Annotated in this window: 18 protein-coding genes and 1 other RNA gene; 9 read left to right on the forward strand and 10 right to left on the reverse strand. The window is 64.4% G+C overall.

The features are described 5' to 3' along the window. Nucleotides 1–35 precede the first annotated feature (35 nt). From J7548_RS09135 to J7548_RS09145, 3 genes are all read left to right on the forward strand, one after another. On the forward strand, nucleotides 36–1562 hold the full coding sequence (locus J7548_RS09135; RefSeq protein ID WP_290973526.1) for a SulP family inorganic anion transporter: 1527 nt from the start codon (nucleotides 36–38) through the stop codon (nucleotides 1560–1562). 158 nt (nucleotides 1563–1720) lie between these two features. Beyond that, nucleotides 1721–2380, forward strand: coding sequence for a DUF1120 domain-containing protein (locus tag J7548_RS09140; RefSeq protein WP_290973529.1), 660 nt, complete (start codon nucleotides 1721–1723; stop codon nucleotides 2378–2380). 188 nt (nucleotides 2381–2568) lie between these two features. Then, on the forward strand, nucleotides 2569–3216 hold the full coding sequence (locus J7548_RS09145) for a DUF1120 domain-containing protein (RefSeq protein WP_290973532.1): 648 nt from the start codon (nucleotides 2569–2571) through the stop codon (nucleotides 3214–3216). A gap of 95 nt (nucleotides 3217–3311) precedes the next feature. Here J7548_RS09145 and J7548_RS09150 read toward each other — a convergent pair whose 3' ends face one another. The 5 genes from J7548_RS09150 to J7548_RS09170 all read right to left on the reverse strand — a co-directional run bounded on the left by J7548_RS09150 (nucleotide 3312) and on the right by J7548_RS09170 (nucleotide 10786). After that, nucleotides 3312–3815: a DUF1993 domain-containing protein gene (locus J7548_RS09150; protein WP_290973534.1), complete on the reverse strand. Its 504-nt coding sequence runs from the start codon at nucleotides 3813–3815 to the stop codon at nucleotides 3312–3314. A gap of 31 nt (nucleotides 3816–3846) precedes the next feature. Then, nucleotides 3847–5355, reverse strand: coding sequence for an efflux transporter outer membrane subunit (locus J7548_RS09155; protein WP_290973538.1), 1509 nt, complete (start codon nucleotides 5353–5355; stop codon nucleotides 3847–3849). 34 nt (nucleotides 5356–5389) lie between these two features. Beyond that, on the reverse strand, nucleotides 5390–8605 hold the full coding sequence (locus J7548_RS09160; protein ID WP_290973541.1) for an efflux RND transporter permease subunit: 3216 nt from the start codon (nucleotides 8603–8605) through the stop codon (nucleotides 5390–5392). 98 nt (nucleotides 8606–8703) lie between these two features. Then, nucleotides 8704–9909: an efflux RND transporter periplasmic adaptor subunit gene (locus J7548_RS09165; protein ID WP_290973544.1), complete on the reverse strand. Its 1206-nt coding sequence runs from the start codon at nucleotides 9907–9909 to the stop codon at nucleotides 8704–8706. Nucleotides 9910–9919: 10 nt separating this feature from the next. Further along, entirely contained in the window at nucleotides 9920–10786 is an 867-nt protein-coding gene (locus J7548_RS09170; protein WP_290973548.1) for an alpha/beta hydrolase, read from the reverse strand. A gap of 306 nt (nucleotides 10787–11092) precedes the next feature. On the opposite strand from J7548_RS09170, the gene J7548_RS09175 reads away from it, so the two are divergent. The 3 genes from J7548_RS09175 to J7548_RS09185 all read left to right on the forward strand — a co-directional run bounded on the left by J7548_RS09175 (nucleotide 11093) and on the right by J7548_RS09185 (nucleotide 14848). Continuing rightward, nucleotides 11093–12112, forward strand: a complete 1020-nt coding sequence (locus tag J7548_RS09175) for a LysR family transcriptional regulator (RefSeq protein ID WP_290973550.1) — start codon at nucleotides 11093–11095, stop codon at nucleotides 12110–12112. A gap of 629 nt (nucleotides 12113–12741) precedes the next feature. Continuing rightward, nucleotides 12742–13758, forward strand: coding sequence for an AraC family transcriptional regulator (locus tag J7548_RS09180; RefSeq protein ID WP_290973552.1), 1017 nt, complete (start codon nucleotides 12742–12744; stop codon nucleotides 13756–13758). Between the two features lie 82 nt (nucleotides 13759–13840). Continuing rightward, nucleotides 13841–14848: an aldo/keto reductase gene (locus J7548_RS09185; protein ID WP_290973555.1), complete on the forward strand. Its 1008-nt coding sequence runs from the start codon at nucleotides 13841–13843 to the stop codon at nucleotides 14846–14848. A 105-nt stretch (nucleotides 14849–14953) separates the two neighbouring features. Here the strand turns inward: J7548_RS09185 and J7548_RS09190 are convergent, their stop codons facing one another. The 4 genes from J7548_RS09190 to J7548_RS09205 all read right to left on the reverse strand — a co-directional run bounded on the left by J7548_RS09190 (nucleotide 14954) and on the right by J7548_RS09205 (nucleotide 18953). Further along, the gene (locus tag J7548_RS09190) at nucleotides 14954–15337 is read right to left on the reverse strand and encodes a hypothetical protein (protein WP_290973558.1); all 384 of its coding nucleotides are present in this window, start codon (nucleotides 15335–15337) and stop codon (nucleotides 14954–14956) included. A 154-nt stretch (nucleotides 15338–15491) separates the two neighbouring features. Beyond that, nucleotides 15492–16244: an aldolase/citrate lyase family protein gene (locus tag J7548_RS09195; protein ID WP_290973561.1), complete on the reverse strand. Its 753-nt coding sequence runs from the start codon at nucleotides 16242–16244 to the stop codon at nucleotides 15492–15494. Between the two features lie 107 nt (nucleotides 16245–16351). After that, nucleotides 16352–17617 carry a D-amino acid dehydrogenase gene (locus tag J7548_RS09200; RefSeq protein ID WP_290973563.1) on the reverse strand — a complete coding sequence of 422 codons (1266 nt, stop codon included), beginning with the start codon at nucleotides 17615–17617 and terminating at the stop codon, nucleotides 16352–16354. Nucleotides 17618–17783: 166 nt separating this feature from the next. Further along, the gene (locus J7548_RS09205; RefSeq protein ID WP_290973566.1) at nucleotides 17784–18953 is read right to left on the reverse strand and encodes a branched-chain amino acid ABC transporter substrate-binding protein; all 1170 of its coding nucleotides are present in this window, start codon (nucleotides 18951–18953) and stop codon (nucleotides 17784–17786) included. Between the two features lie 217 nt (nucleotides 18954–19170). On the opposite strand from J7548_RS09205, the gene rnpB reads away from it, so the two are divergent. Together rnpB and J7548_RS09215 are read left to right on the forward strand one after the other, a co-directional pair. Further along, nucleotides 19171–19504, forward strand: an RNA gene (gene rnpB, locus J7548_RS09210) — RNase P RNA component class A. Between the two features lie 109 nt (nucleotides 19505–19613). After that, nucleotides 19614–20765 carry an enoyl-CoA hydratase/isomerase family protein gene (locus J7548_RS09215; RefSeq protein WP_290973569.1) on the forward strand — a complete coding sequence of 384 codons (1152 nt, stop codon included), beginning with the start codon at nucleotides 19614–19616 and terminating at the stop codon, nucleotides 20763–20765. A 214-nt stretch (nucleotides 20766–20979) separates the two neighbouring features. Here the strand turns inward: J7548_RS09215 and J7548_RS09220 are convergent, their stop codons facing one another. Next, nucleotides 20980–21264: an HU family DNA-binding protein gene (locus tag J7548_RS09220; protein ID WP_006465510.1), complete on the reverse strand. Its 285-nt coding sequence runs from the start codon at nucleotides 21262–21264 to the stop codon at nucleotides 20980–20982. A 710-nt stretch (nucleotides 21265–21974) separates the two neighbouring features. Here J7548_RS09220 and mraZ point away from each other — a divergent pair. Continuing rightward, nucleotides 21975–22403 carry a division/cell wall cluster transcriptional repressor MraZ gene (gene mraZ / locus J7548_RS09225; protein ID WP_290973584.1) on the forward strand — a complete coding sequence of 143 codons (429 nt, stop codon included), beginning with the start codon at nucleotides 21975–21977 and terminating at the stop codon, nucleotides 22401–22403. The last annotated feature ends 12 nt before the right edge of the window (nucleotides 22404–22415 follow it).

Below are 22415 nucleotides of genomic sequence, written 5' to 3' on the forward strand. Positions count from 1 at the left end.
CAGGCCTGCCGCCAGCGGCAGGTTTTGCCGCCGCCATGACCGACGCCGCCGCTTCTTCCGATTCCCACGACTCCCCTTCGCGCCTGCGCGACATCCGCCAGAACACGCTGGCCGGCCTGACCACCGCCTTCGCGCTGGTGCCCGAGTGCATCGCGTTCGCCCTGGTGGCCCAGCTCAATCCGCTGATGGGGCTGTACGGCGCCTTCTTCATCTGCACCATCACCGCGCTGTTCGGTGGCCGGCCGGGCATGATCTCCGGCGCGGCCGGGTCGATGGCGGTGGTGATCGTGGCGCTGGTGGCGCAGCACGGCGCGCAATATTTCCTGGCGACGGTGCTGTTGTCGGGGCTGGCGATGATGCTGTTCGGCGCGCTGCGCCTGGGCAAGCTGGTGCGCATGGTGCCGCATCCGGTGATGCTGGGTTTCGTCAACGGCCTGGCCATCGTGATCGCGCTGTCCCAGCTCGAACACTTCCACCATCCCACGCCAAGCGGCCCGGTCTGGCTGCAAGGCACGCCCTTGGCCATCATGCTGGGCCTGACCCTGCTCACCATGCTGGTCACCTGGCTGCTGCCGCGCGTGACCCGTGCAGTGCCGCCGGCATTGGTCGCCATCCTCGGCGTGGGCGTGCTCACGCATGTGTTCAATGTCCCCACGCCGACGCTGGGCGATATGGCCAGGATCGCCGGCGGCCTGCCGCTGTTCCAGTTCCCCAGCGTGCCGCTGGACCTGGAGACGTTGCGCATCATCGCCCCGTACGCGGTGCTGATGGCCATCGTCGGCCTGCTGGAAACCCTGCTCACCTTCAACCTGACCGACGAGATCACCGCCAGCCGCGGCCAGCCCAACCGCGAATGCCTGGCGCTGGGCGCGGCCAACGTGGTATCGGGCCTGTTCGGCGGCATGGGCGGCTGCGCCATGATCGGCCAGACCATGATCAACCTCGGCTCGGGCGGACGCTCGCGCCTGTCCGGCGTGGTGGCCGGGGTGATGATCCTGATGTTCATCCTGTTCCTGTCGCCGGCCATCGAGCGCATCCCGCTGGCGGCGCTGGCCGGCGTCATGTTCGTGGTGGCGCAGGAAACCTTCGCCTGGGGTTCGCTGCGGGTGCTGGGCAAGGTGCCGAGGAACGACGCCATCGTCATCGTCGCCGTGACCATCATCACCGTCTTCACCGACCTGGCCGTGGCGGTGCTGTGCGGCATCGTGATCGCCGCGCTCAACTTCGCCTGGCAGCATGCGCGCGAGATCCGCGCCGATGTCGCCGACAATGCCGACGGCTCGCGCACCTACCTGCCGCACGGCACGCTGTTCTTCGCCTCGACGGCGCGCTTCCTGGAACTGTTCGATGCGCAGCGCGACCCGCAGCAGGTCGTGCTGGATTGCCGTTATCTGCGCCTGGCGGACCATTCGGCGATTGCGGCAGTGCAGGTGTTGAGCGAACGCTATGCGCGCGCCGGCAAGCGGCTGCAGGTCACGGCCTTGTCCGAGCGTTGCCGCAAGCTGTTGTTGCGCGCAGGCGTCGGATTGGCGGCCGACCGTGATGGCGCAGGGGTGGCGTGAGCCGTTTCCCTTAATTCTTGCTAGTATTCTTTGAGATTTTTCTCATATAAATTCGAGAATTGAATAGCCATACTGACGTCATCGCATCAGGCAAACGAAATTGATAAAAGTACATGGTGCGTACGAACCCAAGACCATATTGAACCGGGGGAAGCATCATGCAGCACGCCATTGCGCGTTCCATCTTTGCCGTCATCGCTGCCTTGGCCGCTGGCGCGGCCCTTGCAGCCCCTACCGTCGAATTGAAGGTCACCGGCGTCATCAAGCCTCCGGCTTGCCTGCCGACCTTCTCCGGTGGCGGTGTTGTTGACTACGGCGTGATTCCCGCCGCTTCGCTGAATGCTGGCCAATACAAGACGCTGGACAAGAAGCAGCTGTCTTTTCAGGTGAGTTGCGATGCGCCGGTCAAGATGGGAGTGACCTTCAACGACAATCGCGCCACCAGCCGGGTAGGGGGAATCGTGTCGGCCGTTTCCGCCAATCCCAACGAACGCTTCAATTTCGGCCTGGGTACCGTGGCCGGCAAGAATGTCGGCGGCTATGCGCTGACGCTGGAACCGGCATTGACGACCGGCGATGGCGCGCCGGTAGACAATATTTATACGACCGACAACGGCAGAACCTGGTCGGCCGCGGTGGGTTTGGACCACATCAACCTGTTCGCTTTCGCCGCCAAAGGCGACAACAAGCCGGTTGCCGTCAAACAGCTCAGTGTGATGATCAACGTCCAGGTCGTGCTGAACAAACCGGAAGAGTTGCCGTTGACACAAGACGTGCCACTGGACGGTTCGGCCACCATCGAAGTGAAATATCTCTGATGTTGCCTGTACGCCCTATGTAAGTTGCCTTTTGCTTGCAAAAAGAATTTCAAATATTTTTGAGATTATTCTCGTATCGAGATGAGGTGAAACAGGACAAGATAAGGTCATTGCATCAGGCGAACGAAGTTGGTGAAAAGGCATGATGCATCCAAGTCCAACGTCATATCCAATTGGGGGAAAACACCATGCGAAACGCTATTGCCCGCACCGCCTTCACCGCCATCGCCACGCTGGCCGCTGCCGTCGCCTTTGCCGCTCCTACCGCGGAACTGAAGGTCACCGGCGTCATCAAGCCGCCGGCCTGCACGCCTAACCTGGCCGCGGGCGGCGTGGTCGACTACGGCATCATCCCGGCATCCAGCCTGACTGCCGGGCAGAACAAGAAACTCGAGACCCGGCAGGTCGATCTTTCGATCACCTGCGACGGCCCCGCCAAGATGTCGGTGAAGTTCACCGATAACCGTGCCAGCTCCCGGGTCGCCGGTATCACCGGCAGGGCTACCGATCCTTACAACTTCGGCCTGGGCGCGGTGGCAGGAAAGAATGTCGGCGGTTATGCCTTGTCCTTTGACGCGAACAGCACGGTTGACGGCGTTGCCGCGCGCAATATCTATTCGGGCGACAACGGCCGGACCTGGAACGGCGGTGTCGTTTATCTGCAGCATGACGGCCAGCTGTTTTCCTTTGGCAACGGCTCCAACCTGCCCGTCGCGTTCAAGCAGCTCAATGCCAAGATCAACGTGGAGACGACCTTGAACAAGCCGGAGAACCTGCCGTTGTCGCAGGACGTGCCGCTGGACGGTTCGACCACCATCGAGGTCAACTACCTGTAAAAAAGCCCGCTCGAAGCGGGCAAGTACCACGGGAAAATCCATCGCAGCCGGCCCGCATCGCGCAAGATGCGGGCCGGTTTTCTTTTGGCGGACGCTTACAGGCCGAGGTAATCCAGCTTGCCCAGCTTGACGCCCTTGTGGCGCAGGATGCCGTAGGCGGTCACCACATGGAACATGAAATTGGGCAGGCCGAAGCGGGTCAGGTAGGCCAGGCCGTTCATGCTCTGTTCCTCGCCGCGCAGCATCATCTTGACCTTGCGTTCTTCCTGGCCGTCGATGGCGTCGGCCGGGATGCCTTCGAGGAACACGATGGTCTTGTTGATGCGCGCCTGCAGTTCGTCGAAATTGCTTTCGTCATCCGGGAAGTTGGGCGCGGCCAGGCCTGAGAGGCGGCTGGCGGTGGCCTTGGCGGTGTCGCTGGCGCGCTGGATCTGCGCCGACAGCGGGTACATGTCGTCGAACAGGCGGGCGTTGACCAGTTCGTCGGCTTCCAGCTTGTGTTCGTCGGCGTGCCGCTCGGCCTTGTCGAGCAGGGTGGACAGGGTTTGCAGGCCGCGGATAAGGAGCGGGATGCTGGCTTGGTGCAGGGTGATGGACATGGTGGATTCTCTTTCAGTGGTTTCCCGGCGTTTACTTGGCCGACGACAATTGGGTAGGTGCGGGCAGTTTGCCCCAGCCGCCGCCCAGGGCACGGATCAGGTTGACGGTCGAACGCGCGCGTTCGCCGTCCAGTTGCACCGAGACGCGTTGCTGCTGCAGCACGGTGCGGTCGGCGTCGATCACGTTGAAGTAGCTGACCGCGCCTTCCTGGTACTGCGTGTGCGAGAGCTTGGCGGCGCGCGCCGAGGCGGCCACGGCTTCGTCCTGGGCCTGGTTCTGGTCGCCCAGGATGCGCAGGTTGGCCAGGTTGTCTTCCACTTCGCGGAAGGCGTTCAAGACCGTGCCGCGATAGGCGGCGACTTGCTCTTCATAACTCGCGCGCGCCCGGTCGACGCCGGCCTGGCGGCGGCCGCCGTCGAACAGCGGCATCGACAGCGCGGTGCCCACCAGCGGGCCCAGCAGGAAGGTGCGGCTGGACCAGTTGAACAGGTCGCCCAGTTGCGCCGACTCGTAGCCGAAGCCGCCGGTCAGGTTCAGGCTGGGGAAGAAGGCTGACTTGGCCACGCCGACGCGGGCGTTGGCGGCAGCCATCGCGCGTTCGGCGGCGGCGATGTCGGGGCGGCGTTCCAGCAGCGTCGACGGCAGACCGGACGGGATGCCGATCGAGATGCGCGTTAGCGGCCGGGCCGGCAGGGCGAATTCGGCCGGCGTGCTGCCCAGCAGGATCGCCAGTGCGTGTTCGGCGACGGCGCGCTGGCGGGCGATGCCGAGCGCCTCCGATTGCGCCGATGCCAGTTCCGACTTGGCGCGGGCGACATCGACTTCACTGATGTCACCCTCATCGAAGCGGCGTTGCACCAGGCGCAGCGATTCCTGGCGCAGCTGCACGGTGCCGCGGTACAGCTCCAGCGCCGCATCCAGTTCGCGCACCAGGAAGTACTGCTGGGCGACGTCGGCCTGCAAGGCCAGCAGCACCGAGTGGAACAGCGCTTCGCTGCGCTGGGCGTCGGCGGTGGCGGCGTCGACATTGGACGAGACGCGGCCGAACAGGTCGACCTCATACGACACGCCGATCTGGGCGCGGTACAGCGTCGAGGGCCGCGTATCGGCATCGGCCGGCAGGCCTTGCGAAGCCGGCGACGGGCGCTGGCGGGTGGCGCCGAGGCCGGCGTCCACCTGCGGGAAGTAGGCCGAGCGCGCATCGCGGGTCAGGGCGCGCGCCTGGCCCAGACGGGCGGCGGCGGCCTTGAGGTCCTGGTTGGCTTGCTGGGCGCGGTCTTCCAATGCGTTCAGGCTGTCGTCGCCGAAGATCTTCCACCATTCGCCGCGGGCGATGTCTTCGGACGGCTGGGCGGCCTTCCACTGGCTGCCGTTTTCGCCGGTCTGCACGGCGGCTTCCTTGAAGGCGGCCGGGGTGTCGACCGAAGGGCGCTCGTAGGTCGGCGCCACCGAGCAGCCGGCCAGCACCAGCAGTGCCGCCAGCAAGGCTGAACCGATACGCACGGGGCGCAGTAGGGATGTCATGTTGAGTGCGTTCATGTTGATTGCTCCATTCATTTAGCGATCCGGTAGATCAGCGGTCATCCTGCGAACTGGGTACCGCGTGGGGCACGTGCGAGCCGGCCGTCATCGGCGCTTCATGGTGCGAGGCCGAGTGCAACTTGCGGCGGTCGACGGTACGCAGCAGCACGTAGAACACCGGGGTCAGGAACAGGCCGAACAGCGTCACTCCCAGCATGCCGAAGAACACCGCGATACCCATCGCATAGCGCATTTCCGAACCGGCGCCGGTAGAGGTCACCAACGGCACCACGCCCATGATGAAAGCGATCGAGGTCATCAGGATCGGACGCAGGCGCAGGCGGCTCGATTCGATCGCGGCTTGTACCGCAGTACGGCCCTGCATTTCCAGTTCGCGGGCGAATTCCACGATCAGGATCGCGTTCTTGGCCGACAGGCCCACCAGCACCATCAAACCGATCTGGGTGAAGATGTTGTTGTCGCCCTTGGTCAGCCAGACGCCGGTCAGCGCGGCCAGGATGCTCATGGGAACAATCAGGATCACCGCCAGCGGCAGGGTCAGGCTTTCATACAGCGCGGCCAGCACCAGGAACACCAGCAGCACGCTGATCGGGAACACCCACACGCCGGCATTGCCCGCGAGGATCTTCTGGTAGGTCAGGTCGGTCCATTCGAACTTGATGCCGCGCGGCAGGGTGGCGGCCGCCACGCGTTCAGCCGCGGCCTGGGCCTGGTCGGACGAGTAGCCGGGCGCCGGGCCGCCGTTGATGTCGGCGGCGGTGTAGCCGTTGTAGCGCACCACCATTTCCGGGCCGAAGGTCTGCTTGACCTTGACCACCGACGACAGCGGCACCATCTCGCCGGCGTCGTTGCGGGTCTTCAGCTGCAGGATGTCCTCGGCCTTGGCGCGGAAGGGCGCGTCAGCCTGGGCCCGCACCTGGTACACGCGGCCGAAGCGGTTGAAGTCGTTGACGTACAGCGAGCCGAGATAGATCTGCATGGTGTTGAACACATCGGTCACCGCGATGCCGAGCTGCTTGGCCTTGACGCGGTCGAGGTCGACGTCCAGTTGCGGCACGTTGATCTGGTAGCTGGAGAACATCGGGCCCAGCGCCGGTTCCTTGGCGGCGCCCTTCATGAAGGCTTGCGCCGCCTTGTCCAGTTCGGCATAGCCCAGCGCGCCGCGGTCTTCGATCTGCATCTTGAAGCCGCCCAGCGTGCCCAGGCCCATCACCGGCGGCGGCGGGAAGACGGCGGTGAAGGCTTCCTTGATGCCGCCGAACTTCTTGTTCAGCGAAGCGGCGATGGCGTTGCCCGACAGTTCCTTGGACTTGCGTTCCTCGAACGGCTTCAGGCCCACGAACACGATGCCGGCCGAGGAGCTGTTGGTGAAGCCGTTGATCGACAGGCCCGGGAAGGCGATGGCGCTGGCCACGCCGGGTTCCTTCAACATGATGTCGCTCATCTTGCGCATCACTTCTTCACTGCGGTCGATCGAGGCGCCGTTGGGCAACTGCGCGAAGGCCACCAGGTATTGCTTGTCCTGGCCCGGCACGAAGCCGCCCGGCACGATGTTGGCGATGCCCACGGTAGCGGCCAGCAGCACCGCGTACACGATCATGGTGGAACCCTTGCGCTTGATCACGCCGGTTACGCCGCGGCCGTAGTTTTCGGAGGAACGGTTGAAGAAGCGGTTGAAACGGATGAAGAAACCGCCCAGGAAGCGATCCATCACGCGCGTCAGCCAGTCCGGCTTCTCGCCGTGGCCCTTGAGCAGCATGGCGGCCAGCGCCGGCGACAGGGTCAGCGAGTTGAAGGCTGAGATCACGGTCGAGATCGCGATCGTCATGGCGAACTGCTTGTAGAACTGGCCGGTCAGGCCGGTCATGAAGGCCAGCGGCACAAACACGGCCACCAGCGTCAGCGCGATGGCGATGATCGGGCCCGAGACTTCCTGCATGGCGCGGTAGGTCGCGTCGCGTGGCGACAGGCCGGCGGAGATATTGCGCTCGACGTTTTCCACCACCACGATGGCGTCGTCGACCACGATGCCGATGGCCAGCACCATGCCGAACAGCGACAGCGCGTTGATGGTGTAGCCGAAGCCCAGCATCAGCGAGAAGGTGCCGATGATGGAAACGGGAACGGCGAGCAGCGGAATGATCGAGGCGCGCCAGGTCTGCAGGAAGATGATCACCACGATCACCACCAGCGCGATGGCTTCCAAGAGCGTATGCACCACCGCTTCGATGGAAGCGCGCACGAACTGGGTCGGGTCGTACACGATGCTGTATTCGACCGAGCTGGGGAAGTCGGCCGACAATTCCTTCATCGCCGCGCGCACCTGCTTGGAGACGTCCAACGCATTGGCGCCGGGCGCCTGGAAGATGGGGATGGCGACGGCCGGCTTGTTGTCCAGCAGCGAACGCAGGCCGTATTCGGAGGCGGCCAGTTCCACCCGGGCGACGTCGCCCAGCTTGGTGGTGGCGCCGTCCGGCGCGGCCTTGAGGATGATGTCGCGGAATTCTGCTTCGGTCTTCAGGCGGCCCTGCGCATTCACGGAAAGCTGCACCGGCACGTCGGGCGAGCTGGGCGAGGCGCCGATCACGCCGGCGGCCACCTGCACGTTCTGTTCGCGAATCGACTTGATGACGTCGGATGCGGTCAGGCCGCGCTGCGCCACCTTGTTCGGGTCCAGCCACACGCGCATGGCGTAGTTGCCGGAGCCGAACAGGCCCACTTCACCGACGCCCTGGATACGCGCCAGGCGGTCCTTGACGTTCAGGACCGCGTAGTTGCGCAGGTAGGTGGTGTCGTAGCGGTTGTCGGGCGAGATCAGGTGCACCACCATGGTCAGCGTGGGCGAGGACTTGATGGTCGTCACGCCCAGCCGCTGCACGTCTTCCGGCAGGCGCGGCAGCGCTTGCGCGACGCGGTTCTGCACCAGTTGCTGGGCCTTGTCGGGATCGACGCCCAGGCGGAAGTTGACGGTGATGGTCAGGTTGCCGTCGCTGTTGGCCTGCGACTGCATGTACAGCATGTTTTCCACGCCGTTGATCTGCTCTTCCAGCGGCGAGGCCACGGTTTCGGCGATCACCTTGGGGTTGGCGCCGGGGTATTGCGCGCGCACCACCACCGAGGGCGGCACCACTTCGGGATATTCGGAAATGGGCAGCTGGAACATGGCCAGCACGCCGCCCAGCAATAGCAGTATCGACAGCACGCCCGCGAAGATCGGGCGGTCGATAAAGAATTTTGAGATGTTCATGAAGGTTCCTTGTCAGCGTTTGGGATGCAACTGTCCTTAGCGGCGGGCATCCCGCAGCTTTTTTCTATCTTGAAAGCGAGAGAGGGCCGGGCCGGCGATCAGGCCTTGCCGTCAGCCGGCTTGGCTTCGGCGGTCTTGGGCTCGGCCTGCATCGGCACTTCGGTCGGCGTGATGGCGTCGCCCGGACGGATGCGCTGCAGGCCGTTGACCACGATGCGTTCGCCGCTCTTCAGGCCGCTCTCGACCACCACCAGTCCATCCTGGGCGGCGCCGACGCGTACCTGGCGATAGGTCGCATGGTTGTCCTTGCCGGCGACCATGACGAAGCGCTTGTCCTGGTCGGTGCCGATGGCCTTTTCATCGATCAGTACGGCTTCGTGCGGATTGCCGCCACCCAAGCGCACGCGGGCGTACAGGCCGGGGACCAGCTGGCCGTCGCCGTTGTCGAACACGGCGCGCACGCGGATGGTGCCGGAGGCGGTGTCGAGGCGGTTGTCGACCGAGCCGACCTTGCCCTGGCGCGAATAGCCGTCTTCATTGGCCAGGCCTAGGTAGACCGGTACCGAAGCGCCGGCCGCGCGGGCCGGGTTGACGTACTTCAGGAAGCTCTGTTCATCGACGTCGAACGAGGCGTAGACCTTGGCCACCGACACCAGCGTGGTCAGCGGCGCGTTGGCCGAGCCGGGGTTGACCACGTTGCCCACCGTGACTTCGGCGCGCGAGATGCGGCCGGAGACCGGCGCGGTGATCTGCGTGTATTCCAGGTTCAGGCGGGCGGCGCGCACGGCGGCCTTGGCGGCTTGCACGTTGGCGGCGGCTTCGCGCGCGGCGTTCTGCTTTTCTTCGAAGTCGCGCTTGGCGATGGCGTTGTCGCCAAGCAGGCGCTGGCCGCGCGCGACGTCGGAAGAGGTGTAGGCGGCGCGGGCTTCGGCGCCGGCCAGTTGCGCCTCGGCGCGGGCCACTTCAGCGGCGTAGGGGCGCGGGTCGATGGTGAACAGCACATCGCCCTTCTTGACCAGCGCGCCATCCTTGAAGTGCACCGCGGTCAGGGTGCCGCCCACCAGCGGGCGCACTTCGACGCGGTCGACCGCTTCGATGCGGCCGGAATAGGCTTGCCAGTCGATGATCTGCTTGCTGACCACCTCGGCCACGTCGACCGGGGCGGCCGGCGGCGCCGCCGGAGCGGTGCTGGCATTGGCCGAGATGCCGACGGCGGAGATGGCGCCGCCGACGGTCAGGGCGACGACGGCCAGGACGGTGGCGGTGAGGGCGAAACGCTTGCGTAGGGTAGTGGGAGTGTTCATGTTCTTGTCCTCAGAGAGTGGGAGATGCTTGCAGGTTGAACGGGGTGTAGTCGGTGTTGTTCTTGTCGTCGCGATGGGTATGGGCGAAACGGCAGCGCAGGAAATTGACGATTTCCTTGAGCAGCGGAATATGCGTGCGCAGCGCGCCATGCGTGATGCCGGCGAAGCGCGACACTTGCGTAGGCACGCCGGCAAGGATCAGGCTGGAGGCGTACTTCTCGGCTTCCGGGCACAGCACGTCGCGTTCGGCGGTGGCGATGAAGGCGGCCGGCAGGCCCGCCAGGCGGCTCACTTCCAGCGGCGCGGCATACGGGTGCAGGCGCTGCATGGTCTGCGGCAGGTACTGGCGATAAGACGCGGCGCAGCGCTCGGCGGTCAGGTCCGACTGCATGCGCACGGCGTCGCCCACCAGGCGCATGCTGGGGTCGAGCATGGGGCTGATCAGCACTTGCGCGGCCAGCGGTTTGGCGCAGCGGTCGCGCACCATCAGCGTCAGGCTGGCGGCCAGGCTGCCGCCGGCGTCGTCGCCGGCTACCACCATGCGGTCGATGTCGGCGTTGAGTTCAGCGGCATGCTTGCAGGCCCACACGGCGGCGGCGTAAGCGTCTTCCGGCGCGGCCGGGAACGGCTTGGCCGGCGCCAACGAGTAGCCCACCGCCAGCACCACGCTGCCGCTGTAGCGGGCGATGAAGCTGGCCGGGGCGTCGGCGTCGTCCAGCGAGCCGCCGATAAAGCCGCCGCCGTGGAAGTACAGCACCAGCGGCAAGCGCTGCTGCTGGCCGGCTTCCTGTGCCGGCTGGTACAGGCGCACCGGGATGCGCCCGAGCGGGCCGGGAACGAAGAAGTTGCGAATGTCGAGGGAACGCGAGCCGTCCATGGTCTGCTTCTGGGCCAAAGCCCTTTGTCGGAAAGTGAAGCGGATTGTGCGCCACGGCACGGTCTCAAATAAACTCATATAATCCAACAACACTGTTCGCCAAGTTCGAACAATCGCGGCATCAATATTCGTCATAATTCGGCCCAACACGAGGCTGGCCAGCAGGTCGACCAGGCCAGCCAAGGCGCAGGAAAGCCGGATCCAGCCTTGGATGGCGGCTGACGCCTTATCTGTTTTTCGGTGATTTTTCTGGTTTTTTAGTCGGTTTCCGCGGTAATTCGGCCGCGCGGCCGAAAGGAGAGAGCGATGGACCGTTTCCAGGCCATGCAGGTATTTACCGCCGTGGTGGATGCCAACAGTTTCACGCGAGCCGCGGACAACCTGAACCTGCCGCGCACCACCGTCACCACCATCATCCAGGGGCTGGAAAGCCTGCTGCAGGTGCGACTGTTGAACCGCACCACGCGCCGCATCAGCCTCACGCCCGACGGCGCTGCCTACTACGAGCGTTGCGTGCGCATCCTGGCCGATGTCGACGAAACCGAACAATCCTTCCGCAACGTCACGCGCGGCCCGCAAGGCCGGCTGCGCATCGACGTGCCGGCCTCGGTCGGCCGCCTGCTGCTGTTGCCCAACCTGTGCGACTTCTACACCAAGTACCCCGACATCGAACTGGTCATGGGCATGGGCGACCGCCCGGTGGACATGGTGCAGGAGGCGGTCGACTGCGTGATCCGCATCGGCGAGCTGCAGGATTCGTCCATGGTGGCGCGCCGCATCGGCACTTTCCAGACCGTGACCTGCGCCGCGCCCAGCTACCTTGAGCGGCATGGCATGCCGCATACCATCGAGGATCTGCAGCAGCACAAGTCGGTGCATTACTTCTCCAGCCGCACCGGCCGCACCATCGACTGGGACTTCGTGGTCGACGGCGTCACGCGCGAGGTCAAGATGGACGGCAAGCTCTCCGTCAACGACGGCGATGCCTACGTGGCCTGCGCGCTGCAGGGTTTCGGCATGGTGCAGGCGCCGCTGTACATGGTGATGCCGCACATCGAGGAAGGCCGCCTGGTCGAGGTGCTGTCGCAATGGAAGCCCGCACCGTTGCCGATCTCGGTGGTCTACCTGCACAACCGCCATCTTTCGCCCAAGGTGCGCGCCTTCGTCGACTGGGTGGCCGAACTGTTCTCCACTTGCCCGCTGCACCGTGCCTGTACCATGGGCATGGAAAAGGTCGAGGGCGAATGCCGCTTCGTCGACAAGGGCGAAGCCACCACCGTGCGCAACGTGGTCGAGCAGCACAACATCGCCGAGAGCGTGTTCTGACTCTGGCGCAAGGCGGCATGCCGCCTTTGCGGTTGCGCTATCGCCATGGCTGGTGTGGTTCATCGCTGGCCTTTCTCTTGTCTTGCGGTTTTTCGCGCCGGCACTGCTCCGCGCAGTGCCGCGCGGGGCGGCCTGCATCGAACGGAAAGCGGAAAGCGTCATCCCCGCCGGCGCGATGCCGGTGAAGAGGCGGGAAAATCGGGTTGATGAAGAAGCGGCGCGCTGGTCTGCGCCGGGGATGCTGGTATTGCGTGGCGGCCCTGGGGCCGGCGGTGGCGCCCGTTTCAGCAGGGCGCCGGGACGATGCTCACATCGTGAATAGGAATGCTCTCAGGCTGGGGAGGATTATGCTGGATCGCAGCAAAAATTTCGTGCCGAAAACTGCCGATTTCCTGCCCAATCCTGCAAAGTGATCGACGATTGGGCAGTTTTCAATAAATCCCCTATATTGAGCAGAGGCCTGTTTTGTGTGCCGGATAAGGCGTCTGCAGGCGATTTTCTCCCTGCGGGGGATGGCGAGCATACCTGATCCTGCTAATTATTTGCCTATTCCTGCAAGGTTTGCGACGGAGAATCAGGCAAAATGGTGAATTGGGCTAAGCTGCCTTCCTATTGAACCCGGAGCCGCCATGGATCTGAACGAACACATCGTTTCCGAAGCCGCCGCCGACGCGATCGGAAACACCGGAACAACGCCTGCCGCCATGCCGTCCCCGGCCGACGAACTGCAGCGTTTCGATGCCATGCGGCGCGAGCTGCTGCAATTGATCCATCGCTATACCGAGGGAGTAGAGGGATCGCTGGATACCGCCGTCGAAGGCCTGGGCATCCATCGCATCACTTGCGCGGGCGGCCCCAAGCATGCGGTGCAAAAGCCGGTGTTCGCGCTGATCGCCCAGGGTTCCAAGCGCCTGTTCATCGGCGACGATGTCTACGAATACGACCCGATGCACTACCTGGTGGCGTCGGTCGACCTGCCGGTGGTGGGCAAGGTGATGACGGCCAGTCCTGACGAACCGTATCTCGGCGTGCGGCTGGAACTGGATACGCGTGAGATCGGCGCGCTGATCGGCGACGAGAACCTGCCCCAGGCCACCGCCGCCGATGCGGCCGCCGCCGCGCGCGGGCTGTACGTCAACCGGCTCGACGCCACGCTGCTCGATGCCGTATTGCGTTTGCTGCGCCTGCATGAGACGCCGCGCGACATCCCCATCCTGGCGCCGATGATCCGGCGCGAGATCCTGTACCGCCTGCTGATGAACGGGCAGGGCGCATTGCTGCGCCAGACCGTGCTGCAGGACAGCCAGATGAACCGCATCGCCAAGGCCATCCGCCTGATGAAGGACGGCTACGCGCAGCCGCTGCGCATGGAAGACATCGCGCGCGACGTGCACATGAGCGTGTCTTCGCTGCACCACCACTTCAAGCTGGTGACGGCGATGAGTCCGCTGCAATACCAGAAGAACCTGCGCCTGCAGGAAGCGCGCAAGCTGATCCTGACCGACGACATGAGCGTGGCGATGGCCGCGCACACGGTGGGCTATGAAAGCTCCTCGCAATTCAGCCGCGAATACAGCCGCCTGTTCGGCGCGCCGCCGCTGCGCGACAAGCGCCGCTGGCAGGAAGAGGAAGCGGCGCTGCTGTAACGTGTTTGGAGGCCGTCCGGCAGGCATTGCCGGACGACGCTAGAATTCCCAATCCCCTTATTCCTATCTCAACGGAGAGAGCATGCAATATCGTCGCCTCGGCAAGAGCAACCTCAAGGTTTCGGCACTGTGTTTGGGCACCATGATGTTCGGCGACCAGACCGACATCGAAGAATCCGGCCGCATCGTCGCCTCGGCGCGCGAGCATGGCGTCAACTTCATCGACACGGCCGACGTCTACACCAAGGGCCGTTCGGAAGAAATCGTCGGCCAGCTGCTCAAGGGCCAGCGCCAGCACTGGGTGCTGGCCAGCAAGCTGGGCAACCCGATGAGCGATGCGCCCAATGAGTCGCACTATTCGCGCCACTGGATCGTGCGCGAGACCGACAATATCCTGCGCCGCCTGGACACCGATTACCTCGACATCCTCTACATGCACCGCGACTACCAGGATGAAAACCTGGAAGAGGCGGTGCAGTCGCTGGGCGACCTGATTCGCGCCGGCAAGATCCGCGGTTTCGGCGTCTCCAACTTCCGCGGCTGGCGCATCGCCGAGATCGTGCGCCTGTGCGAGAAGAACAACGTGCCGCTGCCGCTGGTGTGCCAGCCCTACTACAACCTGCTGAACCGCCAGCCGGAAGTGGAGATCCTGCCGGCCTGCGCCAACTACGGCCTGGGCGTGGTGCCGTACAGCCCGATCGCGCGCGGCGTGCTGAGCGGCAAGTACCAGCCGGGCGCCAAGCCGGCCGCCGATACCCGCGCCGGGCGCGGCGACAAGCGCATGATGGAAACCGAATTCCGCGAAGAGTCGCTGCTCATCGCGCAGCGCCTGCAGCAGCATTGCGAGGCGCGCGGCGTCAAGCTGGGGCAGTTCGCCACGGCCTGGGTGATGGCCAATGCGGCGGTCAGCAGCGTGATCGCCGGGCCGCGCACGCTGGCGCAGATGGAGGATTACTACAATGCCGTCGAACTGAAGATCAGCGCCGAGGAAGAGGCGCTGGTGGACAGCCTGGTGACGCCGGGCCATGCTTCGACGCATGGCTACAACGACCCCAACTATCCGTTCTTCGGGCGCGTGGCGAGAGGATGATCTGAAGATGGGGCGCCGCGCCGGCGGCGTCCGCAAGTGGAAAAGCCGCTGCGGGGAGTGATGCAGCGGTTTTTTTGCGCGTTTCGGAAAGAGGATTCAGGCAAATCATGTCATGCGCTGCCTGATGGCGCGTCCGCTTCTCCTGGGGGGGGCCGCCTCGATGCCGGGACGCGGCTGGCGTTCGACGGTGCACATGTGCAACAGCATGAAATGGCTTTGCAGCGCCGCGTCGCGTTGCGGGCTGCAGGATGGCATGGCGGCGATATCGGCGGCCGTCGCGTCCGGCGGCGGTACGCTGGCGACAGTGCTTTCCGTTGGGCTGTCGGACCCGAGATTGCCCGCGCTTGCCAGTTGCAGGCATAGCGCGAACAGCATGATGCAAGCCGCCAGCCAGGTGAAGTTGCCGTCCATGGCCTGCGCGATGCGGGCGGCGCGTTGCCGCCAGGCGGTGTTGGAGAATATGTCGGAATGGAATGGCGGTGTCGGCATGCGGGCTCCCTTGGCGGGAACGGATGCGCGTCATCCCCTCCCCGTTTTTTGGAAATTATCCGGCGACGGGGCAGGGGATTTCTATAGGACGATTCTCAAATTAACTTCGTACGGGTATCGCCATTCCGACGCTGCCGAAGAAGGTGGGCGGGGTTCAGCGCAACGCCGCGATCCGGCGCGCCGCCTCGGCCTTGATCTGCTGGATGTCGGTGCCGGGCGCCACCAGGTCCATGCCGAACTCCTTCATGCGCTGGGCCATGTCCATGGTGCCGGCGAAGATCCCGACATACTTGCCCAGCTTCCTGGCCAGCGCCACCAGCGAGCGGATGGCGTCGTTGAGTTGCGGCGCGTCGTAGGCGTCGGGCGCCAGGCCCATCTCGATGTTGAGGTCGGCCGGGCCGATGAAGATGCCGTCCAGGTCGGGCACGCGCAGGATGGCTTCGGCGTTGGCGAAACCCTGGTTGGTCTCGATCATGGCCAGCGTCAGGATGGTGCGGTTGGCGTGCGCGAAGTAGTCGCCGCCGCCGTACATGAAGCCGCGCGCCGGGCCGTAGCTGCGGCCGCCGCGCGGCGAGTAGTGGCAGGCGCGCACGAAGCGTTCGGCGTCTTCGGCGGTGTTGATCAGCGGGCAGATCACGCCGTAGGCGCCGGCGTCGAGCAGCTTGTTGATTTCGCCCAGGCTGTTTTCGGAGCAGCGCACCAGCGGCACGGCGCCGGTGGTGGAGATCGCCTGCAGCATCGGCACCGCCGATTCGACCGAGAACAGGCCGTGCTGCAAGTCCACCGTCACCGCATCGTAGCCGCTGTTGGCGACTACTTCGGCCAGCAGCGAATTGCCCATCGATACCCAGCCGCTCAAGGCCATCGTCTTTTGCGCGAACAGGGTGCGCAGCCGGTTTTCCCGCATCTTCCAGTCTCCGTCGGTTGTGGTTGGTTGCGCCTATGGTAGACGCAACCGGCAGCACTTGCAGGGCGGATTACGGTGAAAGCTTCTCAGCCGGGCGTGAAACTTCTTCAGGCAGCGAAGCGGAAAGGCGCGGCGTCGATCTCGGATTTGCGGCCGGCGACCTGGTCGGCCAGCAGCGTGGCGCTGCCGCAGGCCAGCGTCCAGCCCAGCGCGCCCTGGCCGATGTTGAGGTAGAGGTTCTTGACCGGCGAGGGGCCGACCACCGGCACGCCGCTCGGGGTGGCGGGACGGAAACCCGTCCACGGCGACAGCGCGGCATCCTCGCCCAGGGCGCAGCCGGGGAACAGCTCATGCACGCCTTGCTTGAGTTCGTCGATGGCGCGCTGGGGAATGGAACGGTCCATGCCCACCAGTTCGACCCGGCCGGCCACGCGCAGGCGCTCGCCCAGGCGCGCGTAGACGATCTTGCGCGAGATGTCGGTGATCGAAACCTGCGGCGCGGCTGCGCGGCTGGCGGCATCCCGCAGCGGCACGGTGATGCTGTAGCCTTTCAACGGATAGAGCGGCAGCGACAAGCCGAGGCGGCGCGCGAACGCCGGGCTTTCCGGGCCGAAACAGAGCACGAAGCTGTCGGCTTCGATCCATTCGTCGCCGGCCTGCACCGCGCGCAAGGCGCCGGCGCTGGTGCGCACATTGGTGGCGCTGGCGTTGCCGATGAAGCGGAAATTGGCATTGGCCTGCATCACCGCCACCAGCTCGCGGCAGAACTGCGGGCAGTCGCCGGCTTCCTCGCTGGGAGTGTAGACGCCGCCGGCCCAGTCGCGTGAGGACTTGGCCAGCGCCGGTTCGATGGCGATGCAGCGCGCCGCGTCCAGCACTTCCTGCTGGCAGCCGAACTGCGACTGGAACCGCACCTGCTTGCCGGCGCTGTCCAGGCCGGCATGGTCGGTGTACATCACCAGCTTGCCGGAGGTCTGGTAGTCGAACTGCAGGTTCAGCTGCGCGTTCCATTGCTTGAGCTGGTCGCGGCTGAAGAAGGCCAGTTGCAGCAGCTCGATGGTGGTGCGGCGCACGCGGTCGGCGTTGCAGCAGCGCAGGAATTCGAACAACCAGCGGTACTGGGCCGGGTCGAGCGTGGGTTTGATGGTCAGCGGGGAGTCGCTGCTGAACATGTAGTAGGCCCATTTGGACCAGACCGACGGATCGGCCAGCGGCGCCACGTAGGAATAGCTCAGTTGCGCGCCGTTGCCCAGGCTGGTGCCGTCGCCGGGCTGGGCGCGGCCGTCCACCAGGGTGACCTGGTGGCCGTCCTGCAGCAGGCGCCAGGCGGTGGTGACGCCGATTACGCCGGCGCCCAATACGCAGATATGCATGGTGTTCTTGTTGTGTACCGTTCGGGAGTGTTTGCCGGTATCCCGCCCCGGAGAGGCGCGGGATGCTCGGCATCATTGTGGGCCACTATACGAAGATTCGCCGGGGGTGTCACATGCCGAATCGGCATGGTGCCGCCAGGGATCGGATTGAATCGTGGATCGCTTCTTAACGGGTGCCGCCGAAGCTGCGCACGGGCATCCATTTACCCTGCGCCAGTACGTACATGGTGTAGGTGGCGTTGAGCAGGTTGCCTTGATTGTCGAAGGCGATAGTTCCGGTCAGGCCCTGGTAGCGGATCGCGTGCAACGCGTCGGCCAGCTTGCGGCCATCGGTCGTGCCGGCGGCCTGGATGGCGGCAGCCAGCACCTGGGCGGCGTCGTAGGCGAAGGGGGCGAAGCGCTCGATGTCGTCGCTGTGCCGGGCGCGGTATTTCTTCTCGAAAGACTTCCAGCCCGGCATCCTGTCTTCGGACGATCCGAAGGCCAGCCCCAACGTACCATCGCCATCGGCGCCGGCCAGTTCGATGAACAGTGGGCCGACCGTGCCGTCGGCCGCCATCAGGGGCGCGTGGATCTGCATGCGCCGCATGCTGCGCGCCAGGATCGCAGCTTGCGCCCCCAGCCCGGCGAAGAACACCAGGTCCGGGTTCTTGGTGCGGATGTGGCCGAGTTGCTGGTTGAAGTCCGAGGTCTTGGCGTTGACGCGTTCCTGCGCCACCACGTTCATGCCGTTGTCGTGCAGGCTGCGGATGAACGTGACGGCGAGGTTGCGGCCGAACGGGGTGTCGTCGTCGATCACCGCCACCCGGCGCACGTCGAGCACGCGCGCCACGTAGGAGCCGGCGTAGGCGCCGCCGTCGTCGTCATGGCCGATGATGCGGAAGCTTCCGGCCAGCCCGTTGGCGGTGTATTGGCGCCCGCTCGAGCCGGCTGCCACCTGCGGGATGCCGGCGGCGGCGTAGAGCGGCGCGGCGGCCAGGCTGGCGGCGGTGTTCCAGTGCCCGATTACCGCCGCCACGCGCGTGCGCACCAGGTACTCGGCGATCAGCGCCGCCGTTTGCGCATCGCCGCGGTCGTCGCCAATGACCAGCTTGTAGGCGATCCTGCGGCCGTTGAGGCGCGGTGCGCGGGCATTGATCTCCTGCAGGGCCAGCTCGACCGCGTGCAATTGGCTCTGGCCGACCTTGGCGGAACTACCCGAGAGCGGTCCGGCGAAACCGATCGGTATGGTGTCGGTAGCCTCCTGCGCCAGTGCCGCCGGCGTCAGGGCCGGCGCCAGCAGGCAGGCCGCCAGCAGCCGTCGCCGGCCGAGTCGGGGCCGGAAGCGTTTAGGCATTTGCAGTGCGGTCACAATGCTCCCGTGATTGAGTGGATGGTCGGCTATTCGAATAGCGGCGCGTTGCGTGGTCGCCAGCGCGCTGGTTTGCAGCAGTTTAACGGTTGTGCAACGGCATGGCTTGAATTGCCTATCGCCAAGCCCTGTGCACTTGTGCAAAACCGTTTTGCGGACGCCGTGCCGGCTCCTTGGTCCATGCTGCGTTACAATAGCGCCCGATGCAGGCCAGACAGCCGCTGGCCGCGTCCGCAAGGGCGCGGCGGGAGGAAGGTCCGGACTCCACAGAGCAGGGTGACGGTTAACGGCCGTCCGCCGAACCCCGGTGCGAACCGGCATAAGGCGAGGAACAGGGCCACAGAGACGAGCGTATTAAGTTACGGTGAAACGCGGTAACCTCCACCCGGAGCAATTTCAAATAGGCACGCGATGATGTTGCTCGCGGAGCGTGCGGGTAGAAAGCTTGAGCGGCGGAGCAATCCGGCGCCTAGAGGAATGGCTGTCATAGCGGGCAACCGCCGTAACAGAATCCGGCCTACCGGTCTGCTTCATTGAATTCCCATGCGCCCGGCGATGTCCGGTGCGCGTGCGGCCATCCCTTATAAAACAATACTGCGGCCCGCGGGCGACTGCGGGTTTCGCGAGAGACACGTCAGGAACCCAATGACCCAACCGGTTTTGTTTGAAGAGCTGACCGCCAGCAATGGCCGCCGCATCGGCGTGGCCACGCTGGCTTCCGAAAAGACCCTGCACGCCATTTCGCTGGAGATGGTCAACTTGCTGACGCCGCAACTGCGCAAGTGGCAGGCCGATCCGGGCGTGGCGCTGGTGATCCTGCAGGCGCAGGGCGAAAAGGCCTTCTGCGCCGGCGGCGACCTGCAGCAGCTGTACCGCACCATGCGCGAGCACCATGCCTCGCCCGAGCGCGGCGACATCCGAGGCAACCGCTATGCCGCCGAATTCTTCGAGCATGAATACCGCCTGGATTACCTGATCCATACCTTCGGCAAGCCGATCCTGTGCTGGGGCCACGGCATCGTCATGGGCGGCGGCATCGGCCTGATGGCCGGTTGCAGCCACCGGGTGGCGACCGAGAAATCGCGCCTGGCGATGCCGGAGATCACCATCGGCCTGTATCCGGACGTGGGCGGAAGCTGGTTCCTGTCGCGCATGCCGGGCAAGACCGGGGTGTTCCTGGCGCTGACCGGCGCCCTGCTCAACGCCAAGGACGCCGTGTTCGCCGGCCTGGCCGATTACTGCATCGCACAGGCTTCCAAGCAGTCCGTCATCGATGCGCTGCTGGCGCAGCCCTGGGGCGGCGACGACGATGCGCAACTGCTGGAGCGCACGCTGGCCGAGGCGCAGGCCGCTTCGCTGGATGACGGCGCCGTCGCTTTCGCGCCATCCAACCTGCGTAGCCATTTCGACCAGATCGAGGCGCTGTGCCGCCAGCCCACGCTGCCGGAGATTGTCGACGGCATCCTGTCGATCCAGACCGACGACGCCTGGCTGCAGAAGGCCATTGCCACCTTGCGCGCCGGTTCCCCAGGTTCGGCCTGGCTCGGTTACGCGCTGCAAAAGCGGGTGCGCCACCTGTCGCTGGCCGAGGTGTTCCGGCTGGAGTTCGTGGTGTCGCTGCATTGCGCGGCGCGGCCGGATTTCGTCGAGGGCGTGCGCGCCTTGATCATCGAGAAGGACCAGAAGCCGAAATGGCAGCCGGCCACGTTGGCCGAGGCGACGCCGGCATGGGTCGAGGGTTTCTTCGACGATCCGTGGAAGAAGGAAGAGCATCCGCTGGCCGACCTGGGGGCCTGACCGGCCCAGGCGTAAAGAGGCGAGCTGACGCCGCTGTATCGGTTCCGGCCGTACAGCGGCGTTTTCACGTCGGAACGGATAGTCGCCACGATGCAGGCGCAACGGGGGCCGGGTTTTACGAGCGGGAGAGGTACTGCGGGAAGGGGGGATGCGGGGAGTACTGCAGGAGGCATTTGAATGCCATGAACCGGGTTCATGGCATTCAAATTCTGAATTACTTCTTCTTCTTGTTGACGGCTTCCTTGAAAGCCTTGCCAGCCGAGAACTTGACGGTGGTCGCAGCGGCGATCTTGATTTCTTCGCCGGTTTGCGGGTTACGGCCGGTGCGGGCAGCGCGCTTGCCGGTCGAGAAGGAACCGAAGCCAACCAATTGCACGGTATCGCCCTTGGTCACGGCCTTGATGATGTTCTCGATGACGGAGTCCAGCGCGCGCTGGGCTGCAGCCTTGGAGATTTCGGTGTCGGCGGCGATAACGTCAACCAATTCAGATTTGTTCACTTTAAAATTCCTTTCACTGTTAAGGTGCCGAGATTTTAGCACTGGAATATGGCGAATCAGCAAGCCCTATCTGCGTTTTCAGCCGATTTGACCTGGGCGGATCGCCCTCGATTGAAAAATATCGATGCATCGAAACGGCTTTGTAAAAAACTGTCTTGATCGATATATCTCCAAAACCGTGGATAGTAAAAGTAGCGCGGTGTTTTAGTCAAAATAAAAAAACAGCGATTACAGAATTCGAAGCCGGATGAACTCAAGTTGCAGCGCAAAATCCCGCTCCGGTTTCTTCTTCCCCGTTTGCAAAATCCCTTCGGCATCCTGTGGTCGAAGCAGGGAGGCCCGGGTTTGCCCGGAGCGCTTCCGGCGCCATGATCATCGCTCGCAAATCCGCGTGGTTACGCAATCTTGTCGATAAACACATGTGTATATCTCAGATTGCACATTCAATGTAAATCCTAAGTCCTTCATTTTTCTCGGAAAACTGCTTAAAACGGCGTTTTAAAGAAGCGCGCTAAGTCTTTGACTTTATTAGCAAAATCCCGGTTTTTCCCTCGGTATACCGCTTGACCTGTATTAGTGCATCCTCTAAAGTGGGCGGCAGTGTCAAAAAGTGTTTTTTTGTGGGGAATTTTCGGATTTATTTGCATCCGCCGCCATCTTAAGACACCCGATCAGCTATTTCACTCGCCACGGCGAACAGGACAAACACAGTGTTTCAGGGCGCGTCAGCACTCAATCTCGATGCCAAAGGACGGATGACCATTCCGGCCAAGCATCGTGACGCCCTGCTTGTGCAGTGCGAAGGGCGCGTCACGCTGACCCGCCACCCGCACGGCTGCCTGCTGTTTTTCCCGCGTCCGACCTGGGAAGCGCATCGCGAGCAGATCGCCGCCTGGCCGATGTCGGCCCGCGCATGGCAGCGCATCTTCCTCGGCAATGCCTCCGACGTCGAGCTCGACACCGCCGGCCGCATCCTGATTGCGCCGGAGCTGCGCGCCGCGGTCGGCCTGCAGCGTGACGTGATGCTGCTGGGCATGGGCAGCCATTTCGAAATCTGGGATGCCGCCAAGCTGGCCGAGAGCGAATCGGAAGCGGTCGCGGCGGGCATGCCCGATGTGTTGAACAATTTTTCCTTCTGACGGCCGGGCGAG

It is taken from the genome of Herbaspirillum sp., from assembly GCF_017744395.1.
GTDB lineage: Bacteria > Pseudomonadota > Gammaproteobacteria > Burkholderiales > Burkholderiaceae_D > Herbaspirillum.

Excerpts from the sequence above, each read along its gene's own strand:
- J7548_RS09140 (WP_290973529.1), top strand. The coding sequence starts at position 1,721 with ATGCAGCACGCCATTGCGCGTTCCATCTTTGCCGTCATCGCTGCCTTG.
- J7548_RS09150 (WP_290973534.1), bottom strand. The coding sequence starts at position 3,815 with ATGTCCATCACCCTGCACCAAGCCAGCATCCCGCTCCTTATCCGCGGC.
- J7548_RS09185 (WP_290973555.1), top strand. The coding sequence starts at position 13,841 with ATGCAATATCGTCGCCTCGGCAAGAGCAACCTCAAGGTTTCGGCACTG.
- J7548_RS09165 (WP_290973544.1), bottom strand. The coding sequence starts at position 9,909 with ATGAACACTCCCACTACCCTACGCAAGCGTTTCGCCCTCACCGCCACC.
- J7548_RS09215 (WP_290973569.1), top strand. The coding sequence starts at position 19,614 with ATGACCCAACCGGTTTTGTTTGAAGAGCTGACCGCCAGCAATGGCCGC.
- J7548_RS09195 (WP_290973561.1), bottom strand. The coding sequence starts at position 16,244 with ATGCGGGAAAACCGGCTGCGCACCCTGTTCGCGCAAAAGACGATGGCC.
- J7548_RS09170 (WP_290973548.1), bottom strand. The coding sequence starts at position 10,786 with ATGGACGGCTCGCGTTCCCTCGACATTCGCAACTTCTTCGTTCCCGGC.
- J7548_RS09155 (WP_290973538.1), bottom strand. The coding sequence starts at position 5,355 with ATGAACGCACTCAACATGACATCCCTACTGCGCCCCGTGCGTATCGGT.
- J7548_RS09145 (WP_290973532.1), top strand. The coding sequence starts at position 2,569 with ATGCGAAACGCTATTGCCCGCACCGCCTTCACCGCCATCGCCACGCTG.
- J7548_RS09200 (WP_290973563.1), bottom strand. The coding sequence starts at position 17,617 with ATGCATATCTGCGTATTGGGCGCCGGCGTAATCGGCGTCACCACCGCC.
- J7548_RS09190 (WP_290973558.1), bottom strand. The coding sequence starts at position 15,337 with ATGCCGACACCGCCATTCCATTCCGACATATTCTCCAACACCGCCTGG.
- J7548_RS09180 (WP_290973552.1), top strand. The coding sequence starts at position 12,742 with ATGGATCTGAACGAACACATCGTTTCCGAAGCCGCCGCCGACGCGATC.
- J7548_RS09205 (WP_290973566.1), bottom strand. The coding sequence starts at position 18,953 with ATGCCTAAACGCTTCCGGCCCCGACTCGGCCGGCGACGGCTGCTGGCG.
- J7548_RS09175 (WP_290973550.1), top strand. The coding sequence starts at position 11,093 with ATGGACCGTTTCCAGGCCATGCAGGTATTTACCGCCGTGGTGGATGCC.
- J7548_RS09135 (WP_290973526.1), top strand. The coding sequence starts at position 36 with ATGACCGACGCCGCCGCTTCTTCCGATTCCCACGACTCCCCTTCGCGC.
- J7548_RS09160 (WP_290973541.1), bottom strand. The coding sequence starts at position 8,605 with ATGAACATCTCAAAATTCTTTATCGACCGCCCGATCTTCGCGGGCGTG.